This is a genomic window from Ectopseudomonas chengduensis (assembly GCF_900102635.1).
GTDB classification, from domain to species: domain Bacteria; phylum Pseudomonadota; class Gammaproteobacteria; order Pseudomonadales; family Pseudomonadaceae; genus Aquipseudomonas; species Aquipseudomonas chengduensis.
Window position 1 is genome coordinate 86,581 of sequence record NZ_FMZQ01000015.1, and the last position, 17,744, is coordinate 104,324.

Genomic DNA, 17,744 nt, shown 5'->3' on the forward strand with positions numbered 1-17,744 from the left:
GCCGGCTCCTACAGATCAACCTAATCCTCTCTGCCCAACGGCAAACGACACTCCAGGCACAACCCGCCGCCCTCGGCCGGCAATGCGTCCAGCGACCCACCAAAACCTTCGACGATGCTGCGGCTCATGGACAGGCCAAGCCCCAGGCCGTCCGCCTTGCTGGTGTAGAACGGCGTGAACAGCTTACCCAGTTGCTCCTCGCTGACACCCGGCCCCTGGTCGATCACCCGGATCATCAGGCTGCCTTCGCGCTCCTGCGCTTGCAGACGAATCTGCGATGCGCTGCCCGGATGCTGATCGCGGTTGGCCTCGATGGCGTTGCGCAACAAGTTCAGCAGCACCTGTTCGAGCAGTACGCGGTCGGCGAATACCGGCGGCAGATTGTCCGGCAAGGCGTCGCTGACCGCTACCTGTGCCGCGCCCGCCTCCCAGTTGCACAGACGCACGGCCTCGCGCGCCACCTCGGCCAGATTGAGCGCCTGCATGCGCCGCTGGCCCTTGCGCAGGAAGGCGCGCAGGCGCTTGATCACTGCCGAGGCGTGGTTGGCGTGTTCGGTGATGCGCGCCAGGCCTTGAGCCACCTTGTCGACAGCGGCAGGATCGCCGCCGACGCCCTGCAGGTAGCGCTGGCTGGCGCTGGCGTAGTTGACCACCGCCGCCAGCGGCTGGTTGATCTCGTGGGCGATGCCCGAGGCCAGCTCACCCAGGGTGATCAGCCGCGTGGTGTGCGCCAGCTCGTCTTCCAGGCGGCGCTTGTTCTCCTCGGCCTGGATGCGCGCGGTGATGTCGCGCGACACGCTGACCACCTCCACCACCGCGCCGGTGTAGGTCTCGCGAATGGCGCGGCTGGCGGTCTCGAACCACAGGTAGTGGCCGTCGCGGTGGCGGATGCGGTAGGTCATGGTGTGATAACCGTCCTGCTCCAGCGCCTCGCGCGCCTGCTTGGCCTGCTGCAGTTGGTCCTGCGGATGCAGCAGGCCGTCGACCGCCATGCCGCGCAGTTCTTCCGGCCAGTAGCCGAGCAGCGTCCAGCAGGCCGGCGAGGCGTCGAGAAACACGCCGCCCGGCGTATGCCGGGAAATCAGGTCGGTGGTGTTCTCGGTGATCAGCCGGTACAGCCGCCGCGCCCGCGCGGCCTCACGCTGTTCGCGGATCTCGCGGGTGGCCTCGCGGCAGCGCGCCAGCACCCGCCGCTCGGCGACATCGGGGACGAAACTCCAGATCAGGATACGCTCGCCGTCCTGCGCCTCCACCGCCTCGATGGCCCTGCATTGCTCCAGGCAAGCGCGCACCAGCGGCAGATGGTTGACCGGCAACAGCTCACCGACCTGGGCCAGCGCGCGCTCGCCGAGCAGCGCCTGCAGCGACGCGTTGCTTTCCAGCAGGCGCGCCTCGGCGTCGAGCAGCAGCGCCGGTTGCGGATCGGCCGACAGCAGCGGCGCACTGCGCGCCAGCCCCGAGGCCAGTTCGACCATCTGCACCAGCAGTTCACGCAGCCAGGGCAGCCATTCCAGCCCGGCCGCCTCGTCGACCTGCAACAGCAGCACGCCGGGCTGGCCGGGCTGCAGCTGCAGGGCCAGCGCCTGGCCATGATGCAGCGCGGCGCGGCGCAGACGCCCGGCCAGCCAGCAGGGCAGCCGGCGCAGGGCGTCGAAGGTCAGGCTCGATTGTTCGCCAAGCGCGGCGAACAGCGCCTCGTCGCTGGCCTCCAGCGGGTCGCCCATGCCCGGCGGCAGGCGCGGCCCCCCGTCCACCTGAGCGTAGGTGCGACTGGCCGGCTGCCAGGCCAGGTACCAGGCCTGGCGCACCTGCGGGCAGCCCAGCAGGGCCTGGCGCAGCGCCTCGGCCCGCTCGCCCAGCGGCGGCGCCTCGCGCTGGATGCGCAGCCAGGACTGCAGGGGAACGGCGGAGAGATGAGCGTCAGTCTTCATATAGTAATTATTCTATAAAACCTTGGTACAACTTCCATATTTACTAGTAATGACCTATAAATCATCGCCAGCAAGCTTCGGTAATGCCTGCATCATTACCGGAATAACCAGAGCTAACAATCAGCCAAAGGTGTATCCGCCATGTCGATCTACGAGCAGGGCCTCGGCCGCGCCGCCGTCAACCACGTCGCCCTCAGCCCCCTGAGCTTCATCGAGCGTACCGCGGCGGTTTACCCGCACTATCCGGCCGTGGTGCATGGCTCGATTCGCCGCAACTGGGCCGAGACCTACGCGCGCTGCCGGCGCCTGGCCTCGGCGCTGGCCGGCCGCGGCATCGGCCAGGGCGACACGGTGGCGGTGATGCTGCCGAACATTCCGGCCATGCTCGAAGCGCATTTCGGCGTGCCGATGATCGGCGCAGTGCTCAACACCCTCAACGTACGCCTGGATGCCGAGGCCATCGCCTTCATGCTGCAGCATGGCGAAGCCAAGGTGGTGATCGCCGACCGCGAGTTCTTCGATGTGATCCACGCTGCCATCGGCATGCTCGACCACCCGCCGCTGGTGATCGACGTCGACGACCCCGAGTACGGCGAGGGCCAGGCGGTCAGCGACCTGGACTACGAGACCTTCCTCGCTGAGGGCGACCCCGAATTCGCCTGGCAGTGGCCGACGGACGAGTGGCAGGCCATCAGCCTCAACTACACCTCCGGCACCACCGGCAACCCCAAGGGCGTGGTCTACCACCACCGCGGCGCCTTCCTCAACGCCATGGGCAACCAGATGACCTGGGCCATGGGCAACCACCCGGTCTACCTGTGGACGTTGCCGATGTTCCATTGCAACGGCTGGTGCTACCCCTGGACGGTCACCGCGCTGGCTGGCGTGCATGTGTTCCTGCGCCGCGTCGACCCAGCGAAGATCCTCACCCTGATCCGCGACGAGCAGGTCACCCACCTGTGCGGCGCGCCCATCGTGCTCAACGCCCTGGTGAACATGCCGGCCGAGGCCAAGGCGGCCATCGATCACCCGGTCAAGGCCATGGTTGCCGGCGCCGCGCCGCCCGCCAAGGTGATCGGCGCGGTGGAGGAGATGGGCATCCATGTCACCCATGTGTACGGCCTTACCGAGGTCTACGGCCCGGTGACCCTGTGCGCCTGGCACGCCGAATGGGACGAGCTGCCGCTGGAACAACGCGCCACCATCAAGGCGCGCCAGGGCGTGCGCTACCCGACCCTGGAAGGGGTGATGGTGGCCGACCCGAAAACCCTGGAGCCGGTGCCGCGTGACGGCCAGACCATCGGCGAGATCTTCATGCGCGGCAATACCGTGATGAAGGGCTACCTGAAGAACCCCAGCGCTACCGCCGAAGCCTTCGAAGGCGGCTGGTTCCACACCGGCGACCTGGGCGTGTGCCATACCGACGGCTATGTGGAGATCCGCGACCGCCTCAAGGACATCATCATCTCCGGCGGCGAGAACATCTCTACCATCGAGGTCGAAGGCGTGCTCTATCGCCACCCGGCGGTGCTGGAGGCGGCCGTGGTCGCCCGCCCGGACGAGAAATGGGGCGAAACGCCCTGCGCCTTCATCACCCTGAAGACCGGCCAGCAGGCCAGCGACAGCGAAATCATGGCCTTCTGCCGCGAGCACCTGGCCGGCTTCAAGGTGCCCAAGACCGTGGTCTTCACCCAATTGCCCAAGACCAGCACCGGCAAGATCCAGAAGTTCGTCCTGCGCGATATGGCCAAGGCCCTCTGATCCCTTGTGGGAGGGGCTTCAGCCGCGAGCGTCGCCGCTAAAGCGCCTCCCACAGACCGCAGCCCACCGTTTGCACAACAACAAGAACCGGCCCAGGCGGCCGACGGAGAACCCTCATGCAAATCTTCCAGCGCCGTGACGGCGACGAACAACCGTACTGGCCCCTCGGCCCGTTCAAGCTGCGCCTGCCGTTCGTGCATTACCGCTGGGAAACCGCGGAGATGCTGCAGGCACTGATCATGTTCGTGGTCAGCCTGGCGATGATCCCGCTGCTGGAGAAATACCTCGGCCTGCCCTACGACGTGGCCCTGGCCTACGTGGTGGTGTGCGGCATCGGCTTCATGCTGCCGGCGCTGCTCGGCGTGCCGCTGGTGCCCGGCTGGATCACTCCCGGCATTCCGGTGGTGCTGCTGTTTCTCGGCAATTACGAGCCAGGTCCCGCGGCCATTCAGGCGCTGTTCGCCCTGCAGTTCTTGGTGTTCGTGATCTTCCTCTTCCTCGGCGTCACCCGCCTGGGCAGCGCCCTGGTGCGACTGATCCCCAACTCGATGAAGGGCGGCATCATCATCGGCGCCGGCATCGCCGCGCTGATGGGCGAGATCAGCGCCGGCGGCCGCCTGGCCAACACGCCGATCTCTCTGGTGCTGGGCAGCCTGATCTGCCTGTACCTGATGTTCTCGGTGTCGTTCAAGGGCCTGACCGAGCGCGTGCCGCTGGCGCGCAAGATCGTCAACTACGGCATGGTGCCGGGCATGCTGATCGCCATCTTCATCGGCATCGCCGTGGGCGAGTACAAGATGCCGGACGTCAAATGGGGCATCACCGCGCCGGCCTTCGGCGAAATGTGGAACTACCTGCCCTTCAACGTCGGCTTCCCCGGCCTGGACGTGTTCATGCTGGCCGTGCCCACCGCGGTGATCGCCTACGTGATCGCCTTCGGCGACATCATCGTCGGCCAGTCGCTGATGCAGCGCGCCGATGAACTGCGCACCGACGAGGTGATCGAAAACAACGTCGACCGAATTCACCTGGTGACCGCCATCCGCAACGCCCTGCATGCCTTCTTTGCGCCCTACCCTGGCCTGGCTGGCCCGCTGTGGACGGCGGTGGCGGCGACCATGGCCGAGCGCTACAAGTACGGGCGCAAGGCGATGGACTCGATCTACAGCGGCGCCGGCACCTTCTGGATCACCGGTTTCGCCGCGCTGTTCATGCTGCCGCTGGTCAGTTTCTTCCAGCCGGTGCTGCCGATCGCCCTGTCGCTGACGCTGATCCTCACCGGCTACATCTGCCTGATGGTCGGCTTCGAGCAGCTCAACAACAACACCGAGCGCGGCATCGCCGGCACCATGGGTGTGGTGCTCGCCGTCTACGGCGCGGGCTGGGGCCTGGCCGCGGGCGCTGCGCTGTACATCCTGGTCGAACGCACCCATCTGCTTAAATTCACCAGCATCAAGGATAAGTCGCGTAGTCCGGCGGAAGCCGACTGACGCATTTCGTTCCACGCGCCGCGCCTGTCGCGGCGCCTCCGCTGTCGAGGTTGCACCATGCCCGAATTCAACGCCCCGCTGCGCGATATGCGCTTCGTCCTCCATGAAGTCTTCCAGGCGCCGAGCCTGTGGGCACGCCTGCCGGCCCTGGCGGAAACCGTCGATGCCGACACCGCCGACGCCATCCTCGAAGAGGCGGCCAAGGTCACCGGCACGCTGATCGCTCCGCTGAATCGCAGCGGCGACGAGGAAGGCGCGCAGTGGGATGGCGGCAACGTGCGCACCCCGGCCGGTTTTCGCGAGGCCTATGCTACCTACACCGAAGGCGGCTGGGTGGGCCTGTCCGGCAACCCGAATTACGGCGGCATGGGCATGCCCAAGATGCTCGCCGTGGCCTTCGAGGAGATGCTTTACGCCGCCGGCTCCAGCTTCGCGCTGTACTCGGCGCTGAGCTCCGGCGCCTGCCTGGCCATCGACGCCCACGCCAGCGAAGACCTTAAAACCACCTACCTGCCGCCGATGTACGAAGGCCGCTGGGCCGGCTCCATGTGCCTGACCGAGGCCCATGCCGGCACCGATCTGGGCATCATCCGCACCCGCGCAGAGCCGCAGGCCGACGGCAGCTACAGGATCACCGGCAGCAAGATCTTCATCACCGGCGGGGAACAAGACTTAACGGAGAACATCATCCATCTGGTGCTGGCCAAGCTGCCGGACGCACCGGCCGGGCCGAAGGGCATCTCGCTGTTTCTGGTGCCCAAGGTGATGGTCAACGCCGATGGCAGCCTTGGATCGCGCAACGCCGTGAGCTGCGGCTCCATCGAGCACAAGATGGGTATCAAGGCATCAAGCACCTGCGTGATGAACTTCGACGGCGCCACCGGCTACCTGATCGGCGAGGTCAACAAGGGCCTGGCGGCGATGTTCACCATGATGAACTACGAGCGTCTGTCCATCGGCATCCAGGGCATCGGCTGCGCCGAGGCGTCCTATCAGTCGGCCGTCAGCTACGCCCGCGAGCGCATCCAGAGCCGCGCCGCCACCGGCCCGGTGGCCAAAGACAAGATCGCCGACCCGATCATCGTCCACGCCGACGTACGCCGCATGCTGCTGACCATGAAGGCGCTGAACGAGGGCGGCCGGGCCTTTGCCTGCTATGTCGGTCAGCAGCTCGACCTGGCCAAGTACGCCGAGGACGCCGACGAGCGCCACAACGCCGAAGCCCTGGTCGCCCTGCTCACCCCGGTGGCCAAGGCCTTCTTCACCGACACCGGGCTGGAAAGCTGCGTGCATGGCCAGCAGGTATTCGGCGGCCACGGCTATATCCGCGAATGGGGCCAGGAACAGCTGGTACGCGACGTGCGCATCGCACAGATCTACGAAGGCACCAACGGCATCCAGGCACTCGACCTGCTCGGGCGCAAGGTGGTGGCCAACGGCGGCGCCGCGCTGCGACTGTTCGCCGCCGAGGTGCGCGACTTCGCCCATGCCCATGAATCGCCTTACCGCGAACGCCTGATCGAGGCCCTGGAGCGCCTGGAGGCGGTCAGCGGCTGGCTGCTGGAGCAGGCCAAGAGCGAGCCTAACGCCGTCGGCGCCGCCTCGGTGGAGTACCTGCATCTGTTCGGCTACGTCGCCTACGCCTACATGTGGGCACGCATGGCCGCCGTGGCGCAAAGCAAGCAGGGCGAAGACGAGGCCTTCTATGGCGGCAAGCTGGCCACCGCCGAGTTCTTCTTCGCCCGTCTGCTGCCGCGCACCCTGAGCCTGGAGGCGAGCATTCGTGCCGGCAGCCAGCCGCTTTATGGTCTGGCTGCAGAGCAGTTCTAGCCACCCCTGATCCGGCGGGTTTCACCCGCCCTACAGGTTTGAGCGTGTTGCGCGGCTGCTTCGGCGCCGCGCTTTTTATTCACCGGCGCCGGCGCTTTTCCCCCGGCAAGGCTCGGCGACAATACAAGATCGAGCACAGCCGCCTTCAAGAACAAGAGATACCGTCATGCGAACCCTGACCACCCTGACCGGCAACAGCCAGAAACTCGATGGCGGCGCCATGTTCGGTAACGCGCCCAAGGCCCTTTGGCAACGCTGGATGCCGGCCGACGAACTGAACCGCATCGACCTCGGCTGCCGCGCCCTGCTGGTGCAGGAAGACGCGCGCAATATCCTGGTGGAAACCGGCATCGGCGCCTTCTTCAGCCCCGAGCTGAAACAGCGCTTCGGCGTGCAGGAAGCGCATCACGTCCTGCTCGATGAACTGGCGAAACTCGGCCTGAGCGATGCCGATATCGATATCGTCGTGCTCACCCACCTGCACTTCGACCACGCCGGCGGCCTGCTCGCCGCCTGGCAGGATGGCGAGCAGGCACGCCTGCTGTTTCCCAACGCGCGCTTCGTCACCGGTCGACGCCAATGGCAGCGCGCCTGCACGCCACACGCCCGCGACAAGGCCTCCTACATCCCGGAGTTGCTGGCTCTGCTGGAGGCCAGCGGACGCCTGCATCTGATCGATGAAACCGACAGTTGCGCACTGCTCGGCCCCGATTGGCGCCTGCACTGGAGCGATGGCCACACACCGGGCCAGTTGTTGCCGGAAGTGGCCATGCCGGGCGGGCCGGTGGTGTTTCCCGGCGACCTGATCCCTGGCGCGCCCTGGGTGCACCTGCCGATCACCATGGGTTACGACCGTTTCCCTGAAGGCCTGATCGAGGAGAAGGAGGCGCTGCTGGCCGACCTGGTCGCCCGCGGCGGCCGTTTGGTATTCACCCACGACCCCGACGTGGCCATGGGCCGGGTGACGCGAGACGAAAAAGGTCGCTACGGGCTCGATGAGACAGCAAAAGCAGCCCATCGGCTGGCAAACTGAGGCTATCTCAGCATTGACGTGTCGGCCATGCAGCGCGAGCATGGCCGTTTGTTTTTCAGCACGGTCACGACTGCAGCAGCGGCGCACCGTGCTCATCTCGACAGCCCTGGGGGACCGTTTCATGAGCCTGGCCTCTGTCCGCGCCTTCTTCGCCGCCAAGGCGCCCGACATCACGATCATCGAGCTGCAGACCAGCACCGCCACCGTGGCGCTGGCTGCCGAAGCGCATGGCGTGGCGCCAGGGCAGATCGCCAAGACCCTGGCCTTCCGCATCGCCGAGCGTGACGTGTTGATCGTCGCCCGTGGCGATGCGCGCATCGACAATCGCAAGATGAAGGAATGCTTTGGCACCAAGGCACGCATGCTCGATGCGCAAACAGTGGTCGAACTGACCAGCCATCCGGTCGGCGGCGTTTGCCCATTCGGCCTGGCCACGCCCCTGAGCGTCTACTGCGACCGCTCGCTGCTGGCTTTCGATGAAGTGCTGCCAGCGGCCGGCGCCACCCACAGCGCGGTGCGCATCGCCCCGCCGCGCATGGCCGAACTGGTCGGAGCCGAGTGGATCGACGTGTGCCAGGAAGTGGAAACGGAAACCTGCTGAACGACGCCACCAACGCCAATCCGGTAGCCCGCGCCGCGCGCACCAGCGCCTTTCCCGGATTGCATCCGTTGGGCTACAACCCGGGCTACAACCCGCCGCTGACACCGAGGCTCACACCCAGCGCCGTAGCCAGCGAAAACGGCAACAGCAGGGTGTCGAGCAGCGCACTGGCCGGCAGATCCAGCCCCGCGTAACGCGGTGCCTCGGCGCCGAAACGATCCAGCGGGCAGCAGCCGCCATTGATCGCATACCAGTCCAGCCGCGTCCCTGCATAAACCACAGGGGCACCGGGCTTGGCCGCATCCAGCGTACGCACGGTGGCGCAGCCGGTCAGGCTCAGCGCCAGCAGCAGAGTGAGTGCCAAAGTCCGTCTCATCCGCGCTCGCCCCTTATTTCCACCAGCTTGCCATCGAGAAAACGCAGGTAGCGATAGACGCCATTGCGAGGCCCATACATCCATTGCTCGACTGTCACGCCGCCACCCTGTGGACTGCTGGGTGGCGTCACCTCACGCTGATCGGGTTCACCGCATTTGCGCAACACCTCGACGCTACGCTCGCCCTCGTAAACCAGGGCGGTACCGCAGCGCATGGAGGCCTCTGCAACCGGCAGCAACGACAAGGTGAGGACGCTTCCCAACACACAGCGACTCACAATGGACATCAGCACTCTCCTTAGTCATCCGACACCAAATGATGCTCGCCCCAGCGCGGCAACATGTCCTGGGGGATATTCAGGCAATTGAGGATGCGCGCGACCACGAAGTCCACCAGATCATCCAGCGTCTGTGGCTGATGATAGAAGCCGGGCGATGCCGGCAGGATGGTCACGCCCAGATTCGACAGCTTGAGCATGTTTTCCAGGTGGATACTCGAATACGGCGCCTCACGCGGCACCAGGATCAATTGGCGGCGTTCCTTCAATGCCACATCGGCGGCGCGTTCGATCAGATTGTTGCAGGCGCCGCTGGCAATGGCCGACAGGGTGCCGGTGCTGCACGGCACCACCACCATGGCCGTCGGCGCGCCGGAGCCGGAGGCAGCCGGGGCCATCCAGTCTTCCTTGCCGTAAACGCGAATCTGCCCCGGCGCCGCGCCGGTGTACTCGGTCAGGAACTGGGCCATGGACTGCGGTTTGGCCGGTAGCGCCACGTCGGTTTCGGTAGCCATCACCAGTTGCGCGGCCTTGGAGATCAGGAAGTGCACCTCGCGATCCTCCTGCACCAGACAATCGAGCAGGCGCAGGCCGTACTGCGCGCCTGAGGCGCCGGTCATCGCCAGGGTTATTCTCTCAGGGCCAGACATTCATCCCTCCAGAGCTGCTGCCAGCTTGCCATGCAGGCCGCCGAAGCCGCCGTTGCTCATGATCACCACCTGGGTGCCGGGGCGCACCAGGGCCTTCACGCCATCGATGATCGACTCCAGCGAGTCGCACACGCGCGTCGGGTTGCGCGCCTGCGCCACGGTGGCGGCCAGGTCCCAACCGAGATTGGGCGGCGCGTACCAGAACACCGCATCGGCCTGTGCGGCTGACTCGGCCAGACCGTCGCGATGGGCGCCGAGTTTCATCGAATTGGAGCGCGGCTCGATCACCGCGATCACCTGAGTGTCGTCACCAACACGCTTGCGCAGGCCATCGAGTGTGGTCGCGATGGCCGTGGGGTGATGGGCGAAGTCGTCATAGATGGTCACGCCGTTCACCTCGGCGACTTTCTCCATGCGCCGCTTGGCATTGATGAACTGGCCCAGTGCCTCGATGCCCAGCGCCGGCACCACGCCGACATGGCGCGCTGCGGCGAGCACGGCCAGGGCGTTGGCGACGTTGTGCTGGCCGGTCAGGTTCCACTCTACGGTACCCTCGACCTTGCCGTCGAAGCTCACCTCGAAGCGCGAGCCATCCGCACTGAGCAGACGTGCCTGCCACTGGCCACCTTCACCGGTGGTCTGCACGGGCGTCCAGCAGCCCATCTCGATCACCCGCGCCAGCGCGCTTTCGCTGGCCGGATGGATGACCAGCCCCTCGCTGGGGATGATGCGCACCAGATGATGGAACTGCCGCTCGATGGCCGCCAGATCCGGGAAGATGTCCGCGTGATCGAACTCCAGGTTGTTGAGGATCGCTGTTCGCGGGCGGTAGTGGACGAACTTGCTGCGCTTGTCGAAGAAGGCGCTGTCGTACTCGTCGGCCTCGACCACGAAGAACGGCGTGCCGCCCAGGCGCGCGGAAATACCAAAATTCTGCGGCACGCCGCCGATCAGAAAGCCCGGGCTCATACCGGCATGTTCCAGCACCCAGGCCAGCATGCTGGAACTGCTGGTCTTGCCGTGGGTGCCGGCCACCGCCAACACCCAACGCCCCTGCAGCACGTGATCGGCCAGCCACTGCGGCCCGGAAACGTAGGGCAGCCCCTTGTTCAGCACGTATTCCACCGCCGGGTTGCCACGGCTCATGGCATTGCCCACCACCACCAGATCCGGTGCCGGCTGCAGGTGCGCCGGATCAAAGCCCTCCATCAGCTCAATGCCCTGGGCTTCCAACTGAGTGCTCATGGGCGGGTAAACGTTGGCATCGGAGCCGGTGACGCGATGGCCGAGCTCTTTGGCCAGAACAGCCAGCGACCCCATGAAAGTGCCGCAGATACCGAGAATATGGATGTGCATTGATGACCTCTGAACGCGCCCTGTTCATAGGGCTTAAAGCGATGGCGGCAGGTTAGCACAGCACCCGCCAGGCGACTGCTGCGCCCAGCTCAGACAGATGCACCAATGCCAAGTTGCTCCACAGCCAGAAAATCAAACGCTTGCTTGGATTGCGCATTCAACTGGCTTTGAGGCAGCATCGACTGACCCGCTGGCACAACAGCTGCATCGCCACTCCTGCCCCACTACAGAGAGAAGCCGAGGCCCACCATGCGCATCGTCCAAGCCACCCTGGAGCACCTGGACCTGTTGACCCCGCTGTTCGTCAAATACCGCGAGTTCTATAACGAGCTGCCCTACCCCGAGTCGTCACGCAAGTTCCTCGAGAAGCGCCTGCGCCGCAAGGAGTCGGTGATCTACCTGGCCCTGGCCGACGATGAAGACAAGCTGCTCGGCTTCTGCCAGCTCTACCCCAGCTTCTCCTCGCTTTCGCTCAAGCGCGTGTGGATTCTCAACGACATCTACGTCGCCGAGGATGCTCGCCGCCAACTGGTTGCCGACCGCCTGCTGCACACCGCCAAGCAAATGGCCAAGGAAACCAACGCCGTGCGCATGCGCGTGGCCACCAGCCGCGACAACGAGGTGGCGCAGAAGGTCTACGAGTCCATCGGCTTCGTCGAGGACGAACAGTTCAAGAACTACGTACTGCCGATCAACTCCGATTGATCGCCTCGCAGGCGCAGCGGCTGCCCGTCAGCCACCAAGACTGAGCAGCAGCCCCAACAGCAACGACAGCGTGCCCAGACCCAACACAGCCAGGCGTGCCATCTGCAAGGGTGCCCGCCTTAGCGCCTGACTGCGACGCGCCTGCAAGGGCTGCTGCAATGCCAGCTGAAATTCCGATAGCGCCTCGAAACGTGCCTGTGGCTGCGGCGCCAGGGCGCGGGCCAGCACGCCATCCCAGCCTTGCGGCACATGCACGGTAAAGGTCGCCAGAGGCACGTAGCAGTGTCCAGGCTTGACGTCGCTGCGCGCCGCCTCCGGCCATTGCCCCGACATCAGCCAGTACATCAGCGCCGCCAGGGCGAACTGATCGGCACGACCATCCAGTGCACGGCCGCTGCGCAGTTCCGGCGCCAGCGGCACAGCCTGCTCAGGCACAGGCTGACGCGCTACACCGGGCAGGATCGCAGCTGCGCCAGGCAGAAACAGCACCCTCCCGTCATCACCGAGCAGAATCTGCCTGGGGTTTAGCCAAAGCCCCTGCATGCCACGGCGCTGCAACGAACGCACGGCTGCGATCAGTTGCGTCACCACCCCCATCAGCGTCTGTGTATCCGGCGCACCATGGGCGGCCACCCAATCGAACAGGTTGCGCATGCCGCGGGGCGGCTTGGCCAGGACCAGATACGCGTGACTGCGCGCCTGATGCGGCGACAACACCTGCGGCAACGCCTGCTGCGGACTGCGCCGCAACGCCCACTCACGCTGCCAGAAGGCTTCGCCTGCATCTTCCTCGGCGAACCAGAGCACGGCTTCACGTCCGGACTCGTCACGCCCGACATACAAACGCCCAGGCGGCCCATAAGGACATTGACGCAACAGCGTCCAACCATCGAGCTGCTGGCCGCAGGCCATCTGCGCCAGCGCCAGGCGCGGCGCAGCGGACCGCGCCGGCGTCAGGCACTGGGTTTCCCCCACGCCGAGCAGCACTGCAGCGCCGGGGGCCTGCAACAACGGCTGCAACCGCTCGCACAAGCCACCCTGCGCCTGGATACATAGCCCTTGCAGATCACTCACATCGAGCAGCGGTTGCGGCGCCAGTAGCAGATGCTCGCCACGGCTGGGCAACAGATTGTGCTGAACCAGCGCCAGCTCTGCCTGGACGCCGAGAGCCTGCCCCTCACGACCTGCCAGAATCTGCAAGACACCTTTGTGCGCACGCGCTAGGCCGACACTGCCCGCCTGCAGAAACTGCAACTCATCGCCCTGCATCAGCAGCACACCGGCATGTAAGTCGGCGACGCCCTGCCCGGCCTGCAGCCGGCGAAACAACTGGAGATTCAGTGCGGCCAGCACCTGGCGCGCCGCCTGGGTTTCACTCCAACCCTCAGGCGTACAGCGAAAATCGGCGAACAGGGCGTCCAGATGACGCTCCAGGCTTTGCACCACATCAGGGCAGTGGCGCGCCCAAAGCAACACGACCAGCAGCAACGGCGGTCGCTGCCGGCGACCGGCCAGCCACATCGCCCGAGCCCGCGCGGCCTGGTGCGGCAAGTCCAGTCCGGTGCCGGACGCCAGCGTGATGCCCGGGTGTTCCAGCAGTTGCAGCGCCATGCTCAGCTCTCCTGCTGCAGCGAAGCTGCGAGAGGCTTTGCAGCCTTTATGCCGACTTGTGGCGAGCGCCTGGTGTGCTTATGGTGGCCGGGTCTTCTCAACGAGCCCGCATGCATGTGGTCCTTCAAGGCCTGGCGCCGTCGTCGCACCCTCGAAAACAACCCTGTCGATCCGGCCCACTGGGCTGAAGTACGCAGACGCCTGCCAATTCTCGATGGCCTCGACGAGCACGAAGAGCAGCAGTTGCGCGAGCGCGCCGTGCTGTTTCTGCATGACAAACAGCTGACCGCCCTGCCGGGCCTGGAACTAGGCCCGGTCGAGCACCTGCTGCTGGCCGCCCAGGCGCAGTTGCCACTGCTACACCTGGGCGATCTGGACTGGTACCGGGGTTTTCACCAAATCGTCCTCTACCCGGATGACTTCATCAGCCCGCAGCGCCACCGCGATGCCAGCGGCATCGAACACGAATGGGACGACGCGCGCAGCGGCGAGGCCTGGCAACAGGGCCCGGTGATCCTCGCCTGGCCCGGGGTCGAGGCCAGTGGCGGCTGGGAAGGTTACAACCTGGTGATCCACGAACTGGCACACAAGCTGGATATGCTCGAAGGCGGCGCCAATGGCCTGCCGCCGCTGCACCGCGACATGCGTGTGCAGGACTGGGCCCACGCCATGCAGAGCGCCTATGACGCCCTGAACTCCGAGCTGGACGCCAACCCCGAGGCCGAAACCGCCATCGACCCTTACGCCGCCGAAGACCCGGCAGAGTTCTTTGCCGTCACCAGCGAATACTTCTTCACCGCCCCAGACCTGCTGGCCGACGCCTTCCCGGATGTCTACCGGCAACTGGCGCTGTTCTACCGCCAGGACACACTCGCCCGATTGCAGCGCTTGCAGGCGCAACACCCCGATTACCAGAAGATCGAAAACGCGACCAATGGCTGAGTAGGCCGCCGTAGTAACGCATTGCGAATACGCCTATAATGCGCCCCACTTTTTTGGCCCTCCCTGGGAGTTTCCCCCATGAGCTACAGCAAGATCCCGGCTGGTAAAGACCTGCCGAACGACATCTACGTTGCCATCGAAATCCCGGCCAACCACGCGCCGATCAAATACGAAATCGACCATGACACCGATTGCCTGATGGTCGATCGCTTCATGGCCACGCCGATGTTCTATCCGGCCAACTACGGTTTCATCCCGCACACTCTGGCTGACGACGGCGACCCCCTCGACGTGCTGGTCGTGACTCCTTATCCGGTCGCACCGGGTTCGGTGATCCGCGCTCGTCCGGTCGGCGTACTGCACATGAGCGACGAAGCCGGCGGCGATGCCAAGCTGGTTGCCGTCCCGCACGACAAACTGACCGTTCTATACAAAGACGTTCAGGAATACACCGACCTGCCCGCGCTGTTGATCGAGCAGATCAAGCACTTCTTCGAGAACTACAAGGATCTGGAGAAGGGCAAGTGGGTCAAGGTAGAAGGCTGGGGCGGCGCTGAAGAAGCCCGCGGCCTGATCAACAAGGCAGTCGCGGCTTACCAAAAATAAGTCCTGACCACCTCCGAAAAGCCGGCCACAAGCCGGCTTTTTTATTGTCTAGTGATTTCTACCAACTTCCGCTCAATCCTAGACACCATGCGGGTTACAGCCTAATATCTGTCCACCAGAAGCCACCCAAAACCAGCCCCATCCAGAGCAAAAGTGTGGGGAGAAGTGTGGGGAGAGATTCAAGGAGCGGAGCGTGGGCAAGCTAAACCCGAAGCAAGTCGAGAACCTGAGCGAGCAAGGGTCTTATGATGATGGCGAAGGCTTGCGACTTGCCGTACAGAAGTCGGGGAGCAAGTCTTGGCTGCTGCGCTATCAAATTGCGGGCCGTCGTCGCGATATGGGCTTAGGCGGCTACCCCAGGGTAAGCCTGAAGGAAGCGCGCCTGATCGCATCGGGGCACCGCAAGCAACTGGCGAACGGCATCGACCCGATGGCCGTCAGGGATGCCAAGCGCGAAGCCGAACGGGAGGCACAAAGAGCCAAAGAAGCTCAACGCGTGACCTTCCAAGGCCTGGCAATGGACTACCACACCGCGCATAGCACTACCTGGTCAGAGAAGTGGCGCAAGGGCTGGCTGCGCAAGCTGGAGCTGTACGCCTTCCCCATCATCGGTAAGAAATCCGTCGGGGATATCGAAACCGAGGACGTATTACGTGTTCTCCAACCAATATGGGGCAGCAAAACCCGCACCGCTGACGAAGTGCGCGGACAGATCGAACAGGTACTGGATGCGGCCAAGGCTCGCAAGCTGCGAAAAGGCGACAACCCCGCCCGCTGGCGTGGGCATTTGGACAACCTTCTGAGCCGTGCGGAGAAGAAGAAGGCCCGAAAGCGCGAACATTTCGCTGCGATGAAGTGGCAAGACGTCCCGGTACTAATGACCACCCTCGCCGCCCACGATTCGCGCGCTGCCGTGGCCGCTCGCCTGATGATCTTTACCGGCGCACGAGCACAAATGATTCGCTTGGCCGCCTGGGATGAGTTTGACCTGGAGTCGGGCGTTTGGTCGCTGCCGGCCGTTCGGATGAAGATGCGCAAGGCGTTTGAGATACCCTTGGCGCCGCCCGTTGTGAAGATGCTTCAGGAGCTACCGCGCGTTGAGGGCAGCCCTTTCCTTTTCCCGGGTCAGGGTAAAACCGGAGCTATCCATGCCAACGCCGTTCGTACCCTATTGCACAGCCTGGGTCATGACGACATCACCCGCCACGGCTTCCGGTCAAGCTTCCGCGACTGGGCAAACGAGCGGACACGCTACCCGCGCGAAGTCTGCGAACTAGCGCTGGCGCACGACGAGCGCGACCAGACCGAAGCTGCCTATTCCAGATCCGATTTTCTGGAGAAGCGGCGGGCGCTGATGGCTGAGTGGGCGTGCTTTATTACCACGCGATCATCGGAAAATGTCATTCAAGGCGAGTTCAAGCGAGCATGAGCGCGTCAGAAGACTGCCCCGGACATATGTACAAATCAGGTGATCGGCTGACGTTGAGTCAAGCCGCAGCGCTATTTGCGGCACGAGACATACGGCCTCATGAGAAAGAAAGGCAGGCGATAGATCGCTGGAGAAAGCGTGTCCGGGAAGCTGAGCTGAAGAGCCTACTGCGCAGCAGTAGGCAAACCTATGAAATCACCGAACTTGTTTCGTGGGCTCAGCTATTAAAAGTCAAAGGCAAAACTGATTGGCCTCTCACTCTTGGCGACCTTCCCCGGAAGCCCGCCCAGAACGAGGTAGTAAACGAATACGCAACCGTCTCAGACGACATCGTTGATCTTGTTCTACCTGCCGACCTGAATCGCAGCCACGACCTGATTCGCAAGGTCGTAGACGAGAGCAACAGACTTCGCCAGCAACTCTCGCTCCTACAAACCGAAGTTTCGATGCTGCGGCCAAAGGCCGAGCAATATGATCGTATCTGTAAGAACAACCGACTTTCAGGGCGGAGGCCAAAAACCCAACGCAATCAGAATAGGTAGAGATCTTTCGTAAGCCTCGCTTCAACGTTTTCTCTACCCATAATCGGGATACCAGATCCATCCATTCAAGCGTTTTGAACGCCAAGGAGATTTGGTATGCCCACCACAGTCATAGCCGCGAAAACCCACGCCCACGCTCCCCGCACCCAACGCCGTATCTACCGCCTACGGCATGTTATGGCCTCCACCGGCTTTGGCCGCGCCTGGATCTACCAGCTCATGGCCGATGGAAAGTTTCCAAAAGCCATTCGTATCGGCAAACGCGCCGTTGGCTGGGACGGTGATCTCGTAGACCAGTGGGTCGCAGATCGTCTGGAGGGTCGTTAATCATGAGCACCGGAGCCGCCAACAAGAACGTCCGCACCATTTCCGAGCTAGCGAACCGCCACGGCCTGGCGTTCACTCGCCAACCAGAGCGGGTGCCGAATCGCTGGGGCAAGCATTGTACCGTCACCCGCTACAGCCTGCCGGAAAGCGACCAGCACGTCCGTGCAGACGATGACACCGAGCGGGTTAAGCCCCGCATTGGCGAAGTTCGAGACACGGCGAACTCCGGTCGCGCCGCCCTGAAAGGCATCGACTGCCGCTTCGACAAGGAGTAAC

At 64.3% G+C, this 17,744-nt stretch carries 18 protein-coding genes; 12 read left to right on the forward strand and 6 right to left on the reverse strand.

The annotated features are described in order from the left end of the window. Positions 1-20: 20 nt before the first annotated feature. A complete protein-coding gene (locus BLS08_RS21110) occupies positions 21-1,931 on the reverse strand; it encodes a PAS domain-containing sensor histidine kinase (protein ID WP_090337415.1) in 1,911 nt (636 codons plus the stop codon). A 141-nt stretch (positions 1,932-2,072) separates the two neighbouring features. Here BLS08_RS21110 and BLS08_RS21115 point away from each other — a divergent pair, with 141 nt between their 5' ends. The 5 genes from BLS08_RS21115 (at position 2,073) to BLS08_RS21135 (ending at position 8,646) form a co-directional block, all read left to right on the forward strand. After that, on the forward strand, positions 2,073-3,692 hold the full coding sequence (locus tag BLS08_RS21115; RefSeq protein WP_090337417.1) for an acyl-CoA synthetase: 1,620 nt from the start codon (positions 2,073-2,075) through the stop codon (positions 3,690-3,692). Between the two features lie 116 nt (positions 3,693-3,808). After that, complete coding sequence (locus tag BLS08_RS21120) at positions 3,809-5,182, forward strand: solute carrier family 23 protein (RefSeq protein ID WP_090337418.1); 1,374 nt, start codon at positions 3,809-3,811, stop codon at positions 5,180-5,182. Positions 5,183-5,239: 57 nt separating this feature from the next. Next, on the forward strand, positions 5,240-7,012 hold the full coding sequence (locus BLS08_RS21125; protein WP_090337420.1) for an acyl-CoA dehydrogenase C-terminal domain-containing protein: 1,773 nt from the start codon (positions 5,240-5,242) through the stop codon (positions 7,010-7,012). A 166-nt stretch (positions 7,013-7,178) separates the two neighbouring features. Beyond that, entirely contained in the window at positions 7,179-8,045 is an 867-nt protein-coding gene (locus BLS08_RS21130) for an MBL fold metallo-hydrolase (protein WP_090337422.1), read from the forward strand. A 121-nt stretch (positions 8,046-8,166) separates the two neighbouring features. Continuing rightward, positions 8,167-8,646: a YbaK/EbsC family protein gene (locus BLS08_RS21135; protein WP_090337423.1), complete on the forward strand. Its 480-nt coding sequence runs from the start codon at positions 8,167-8,169 to the stop codon at positions 8,644-8,646. A gap of 85 nt (positions 8,647-8,731) precedes the next feature. Here BLS08_RS21135 and BLS08_RS21140 read toward each other — a convergent pair whose 3' ends face one another. From BLS08_RS21140 to mpl, 4 genes are read right to left on the reverse strand one after another with little or no spacing between them, the layout of a single operon-like run. Beyond that, a complete protein-coding gene (locus tag BLS08_RS21140) occupies positions 8,732-9,022 on the reverse strand; it encodes a YceK/YidQ family lipoprotein (protein WP_090337425.1) in 291 nt (96 codons plus the stop codon). Beyond that, positions 9,019-9,309: a DUF2845 domain-containing protein gene (locus tag BLS08_RS21145; RefSeq protein WP_055987304.1), complete on the reverse strand. Its 291-nt coding sequence runs from the start codon at positions 9,307-9,309 to the stop codon at positions 9,019-9,021. Before BLS08_RS21145 ends, BLS08_RS21140 begins: the two co-directional genes overlap by 4 nt. Positions 9,310-9,320: 11 nt before the next feature. Beyond that, entirely contained in the window at positions 9,321-9,950 is a 630-nt protein-coding gene (ubiX, locus tag BLS08_RS21150) for a flavin prenyltransferase UbiX (RefSeq protein ID WP_021489517.1), read from the reverse strand. Continuing rightward, a complete protein-coding gene (gene mpl, locus BLS08_RS21155) occupies positions 9,951-11,306 on the reverse strand; it encodes a UDP-N-acetylmuramate:L-alanyl-gamma-D-glutamyl-meso-diaminopimelate ligase (protein ID WP_090337427.1) in 1,356 nt (451 codons plus the stop codon). A gap of 249 nt (positions 11,307-11,555) precedes the next feature. Between mpl and BLS08_RS21160 the strand changes: the two genes are divergently transcribed. Further along, positions 11,556-12,011 (forward strand): GNAT family N-acetyltransferase, encoded by a 456-nt coding sequence (locus BLS08_RS21160; protein WP_003463071.1) that lies wholly within the window; start codon positions 11,556-11,558, stop codon positions 12,009-12,011. Positions 12,012-12,038: 27 nt separating this feature from the next. Here the strand turns inward: BLS08_RS21160 and BLS08_RS21165 are convergent, their stop codons facing one another. Beyond that, positions 12,039-13,622, reverse strand: coding sequence for a serine/threonine-protein kinase (locus tag BLS08_RS21165; RefSeq protein WP_090337429.1), 1,584 nt, complete (start codon positions 13,620-13,622; stop codon positions 12,039-12,041). Between the two features lie 114 nt (positions 13,623-13,736). On the opposite strand from BLS08_RS21165, the gene BLS08_RS21170 reads away from it, so the two are divergent. The 6 genes from BLS08_RS21170 (at position 13,737) to BLS08_RS21195 (ending at position 17,743) form a co-directional block, all read left to right on the forward strand. Next, positions 13,737-14,564: a M90 family metallopeptidase gene (locus tag BLS08_RS21170; RefSeq protein ID WP_090337430.1), complete on the forward strand. Its 828-nt coding sequence runs from the start codon at positions 13,737-13,739 to the stop codon at positions 14,562-14,564. 78 nt (positions 14,565-14,642) lie between these two features. Continuing rightward, complete coding sequence (gene ppa / locus BLS08_RS21175) at positions 14,643-15,170, forward strand: inorganic diphosphatase (RefSeq protein WP_013717208.1); 528 nt, start codon at positions 14,643-14,645, stop codon at positions 15,168-15,170. Positions 15,171-15,363: 193 nt separating this feature from the next. Next, positions 15,364-16,599 carry a tyrosine-type recombinase/integrase gene (locus BLS08_RS21180; RefSeq protein WP_090337432.1) on the forward strand — a complete coding sequence of 412 codons (1,236 nt, stop codon included), beginning with the start codon at positions 15,364-15,366 and terminating at the stop codon, positions 16,597-16,599. Beyond that, the gene (locus BLS08_RS21185; protein WP_139204282.1) at positions 16,596-17,141 is read left to right on the forward strand and encodes a hypothetical protein; all 546 of its coding nucleotides are present in this window, start codon (positions 16,596-16,598) and stop codon (positions 17,139-17,141) included. The genes BLS08_RS21180 and BLS08_RS21185 overlap by 4 nt, the downstream gene beginning before the upstream one ends. Before the next feature lie 96 nt (positions 17,142-17,237). Then, the gene (locus BLS08_RS21190; RefSeq protein ID WP_186351527.1) at positions 17,238-17,468 is read left to right on the forward strand and encodes an AlpA family phage regulatory protein; all 231 of its coding nucleotides are present in this window, start codon (positions 17,238-17,240) and stop codon (positions 17,466-17,468) included. Positions 17,469-17,470: 2 nt separating this feature from the next. Continuing rightward, complete coding sequence (locus BLS08_RS21195; RefSeq protein WP_090337435.1) at positions 17,471-17,743, forward strand: hypothetical protein; 273 nt, start codon at positions 17,471-17,473, stop codon at positions 17,741-17,743. Position 17,744: the final 1 nt, after the last annotated feature.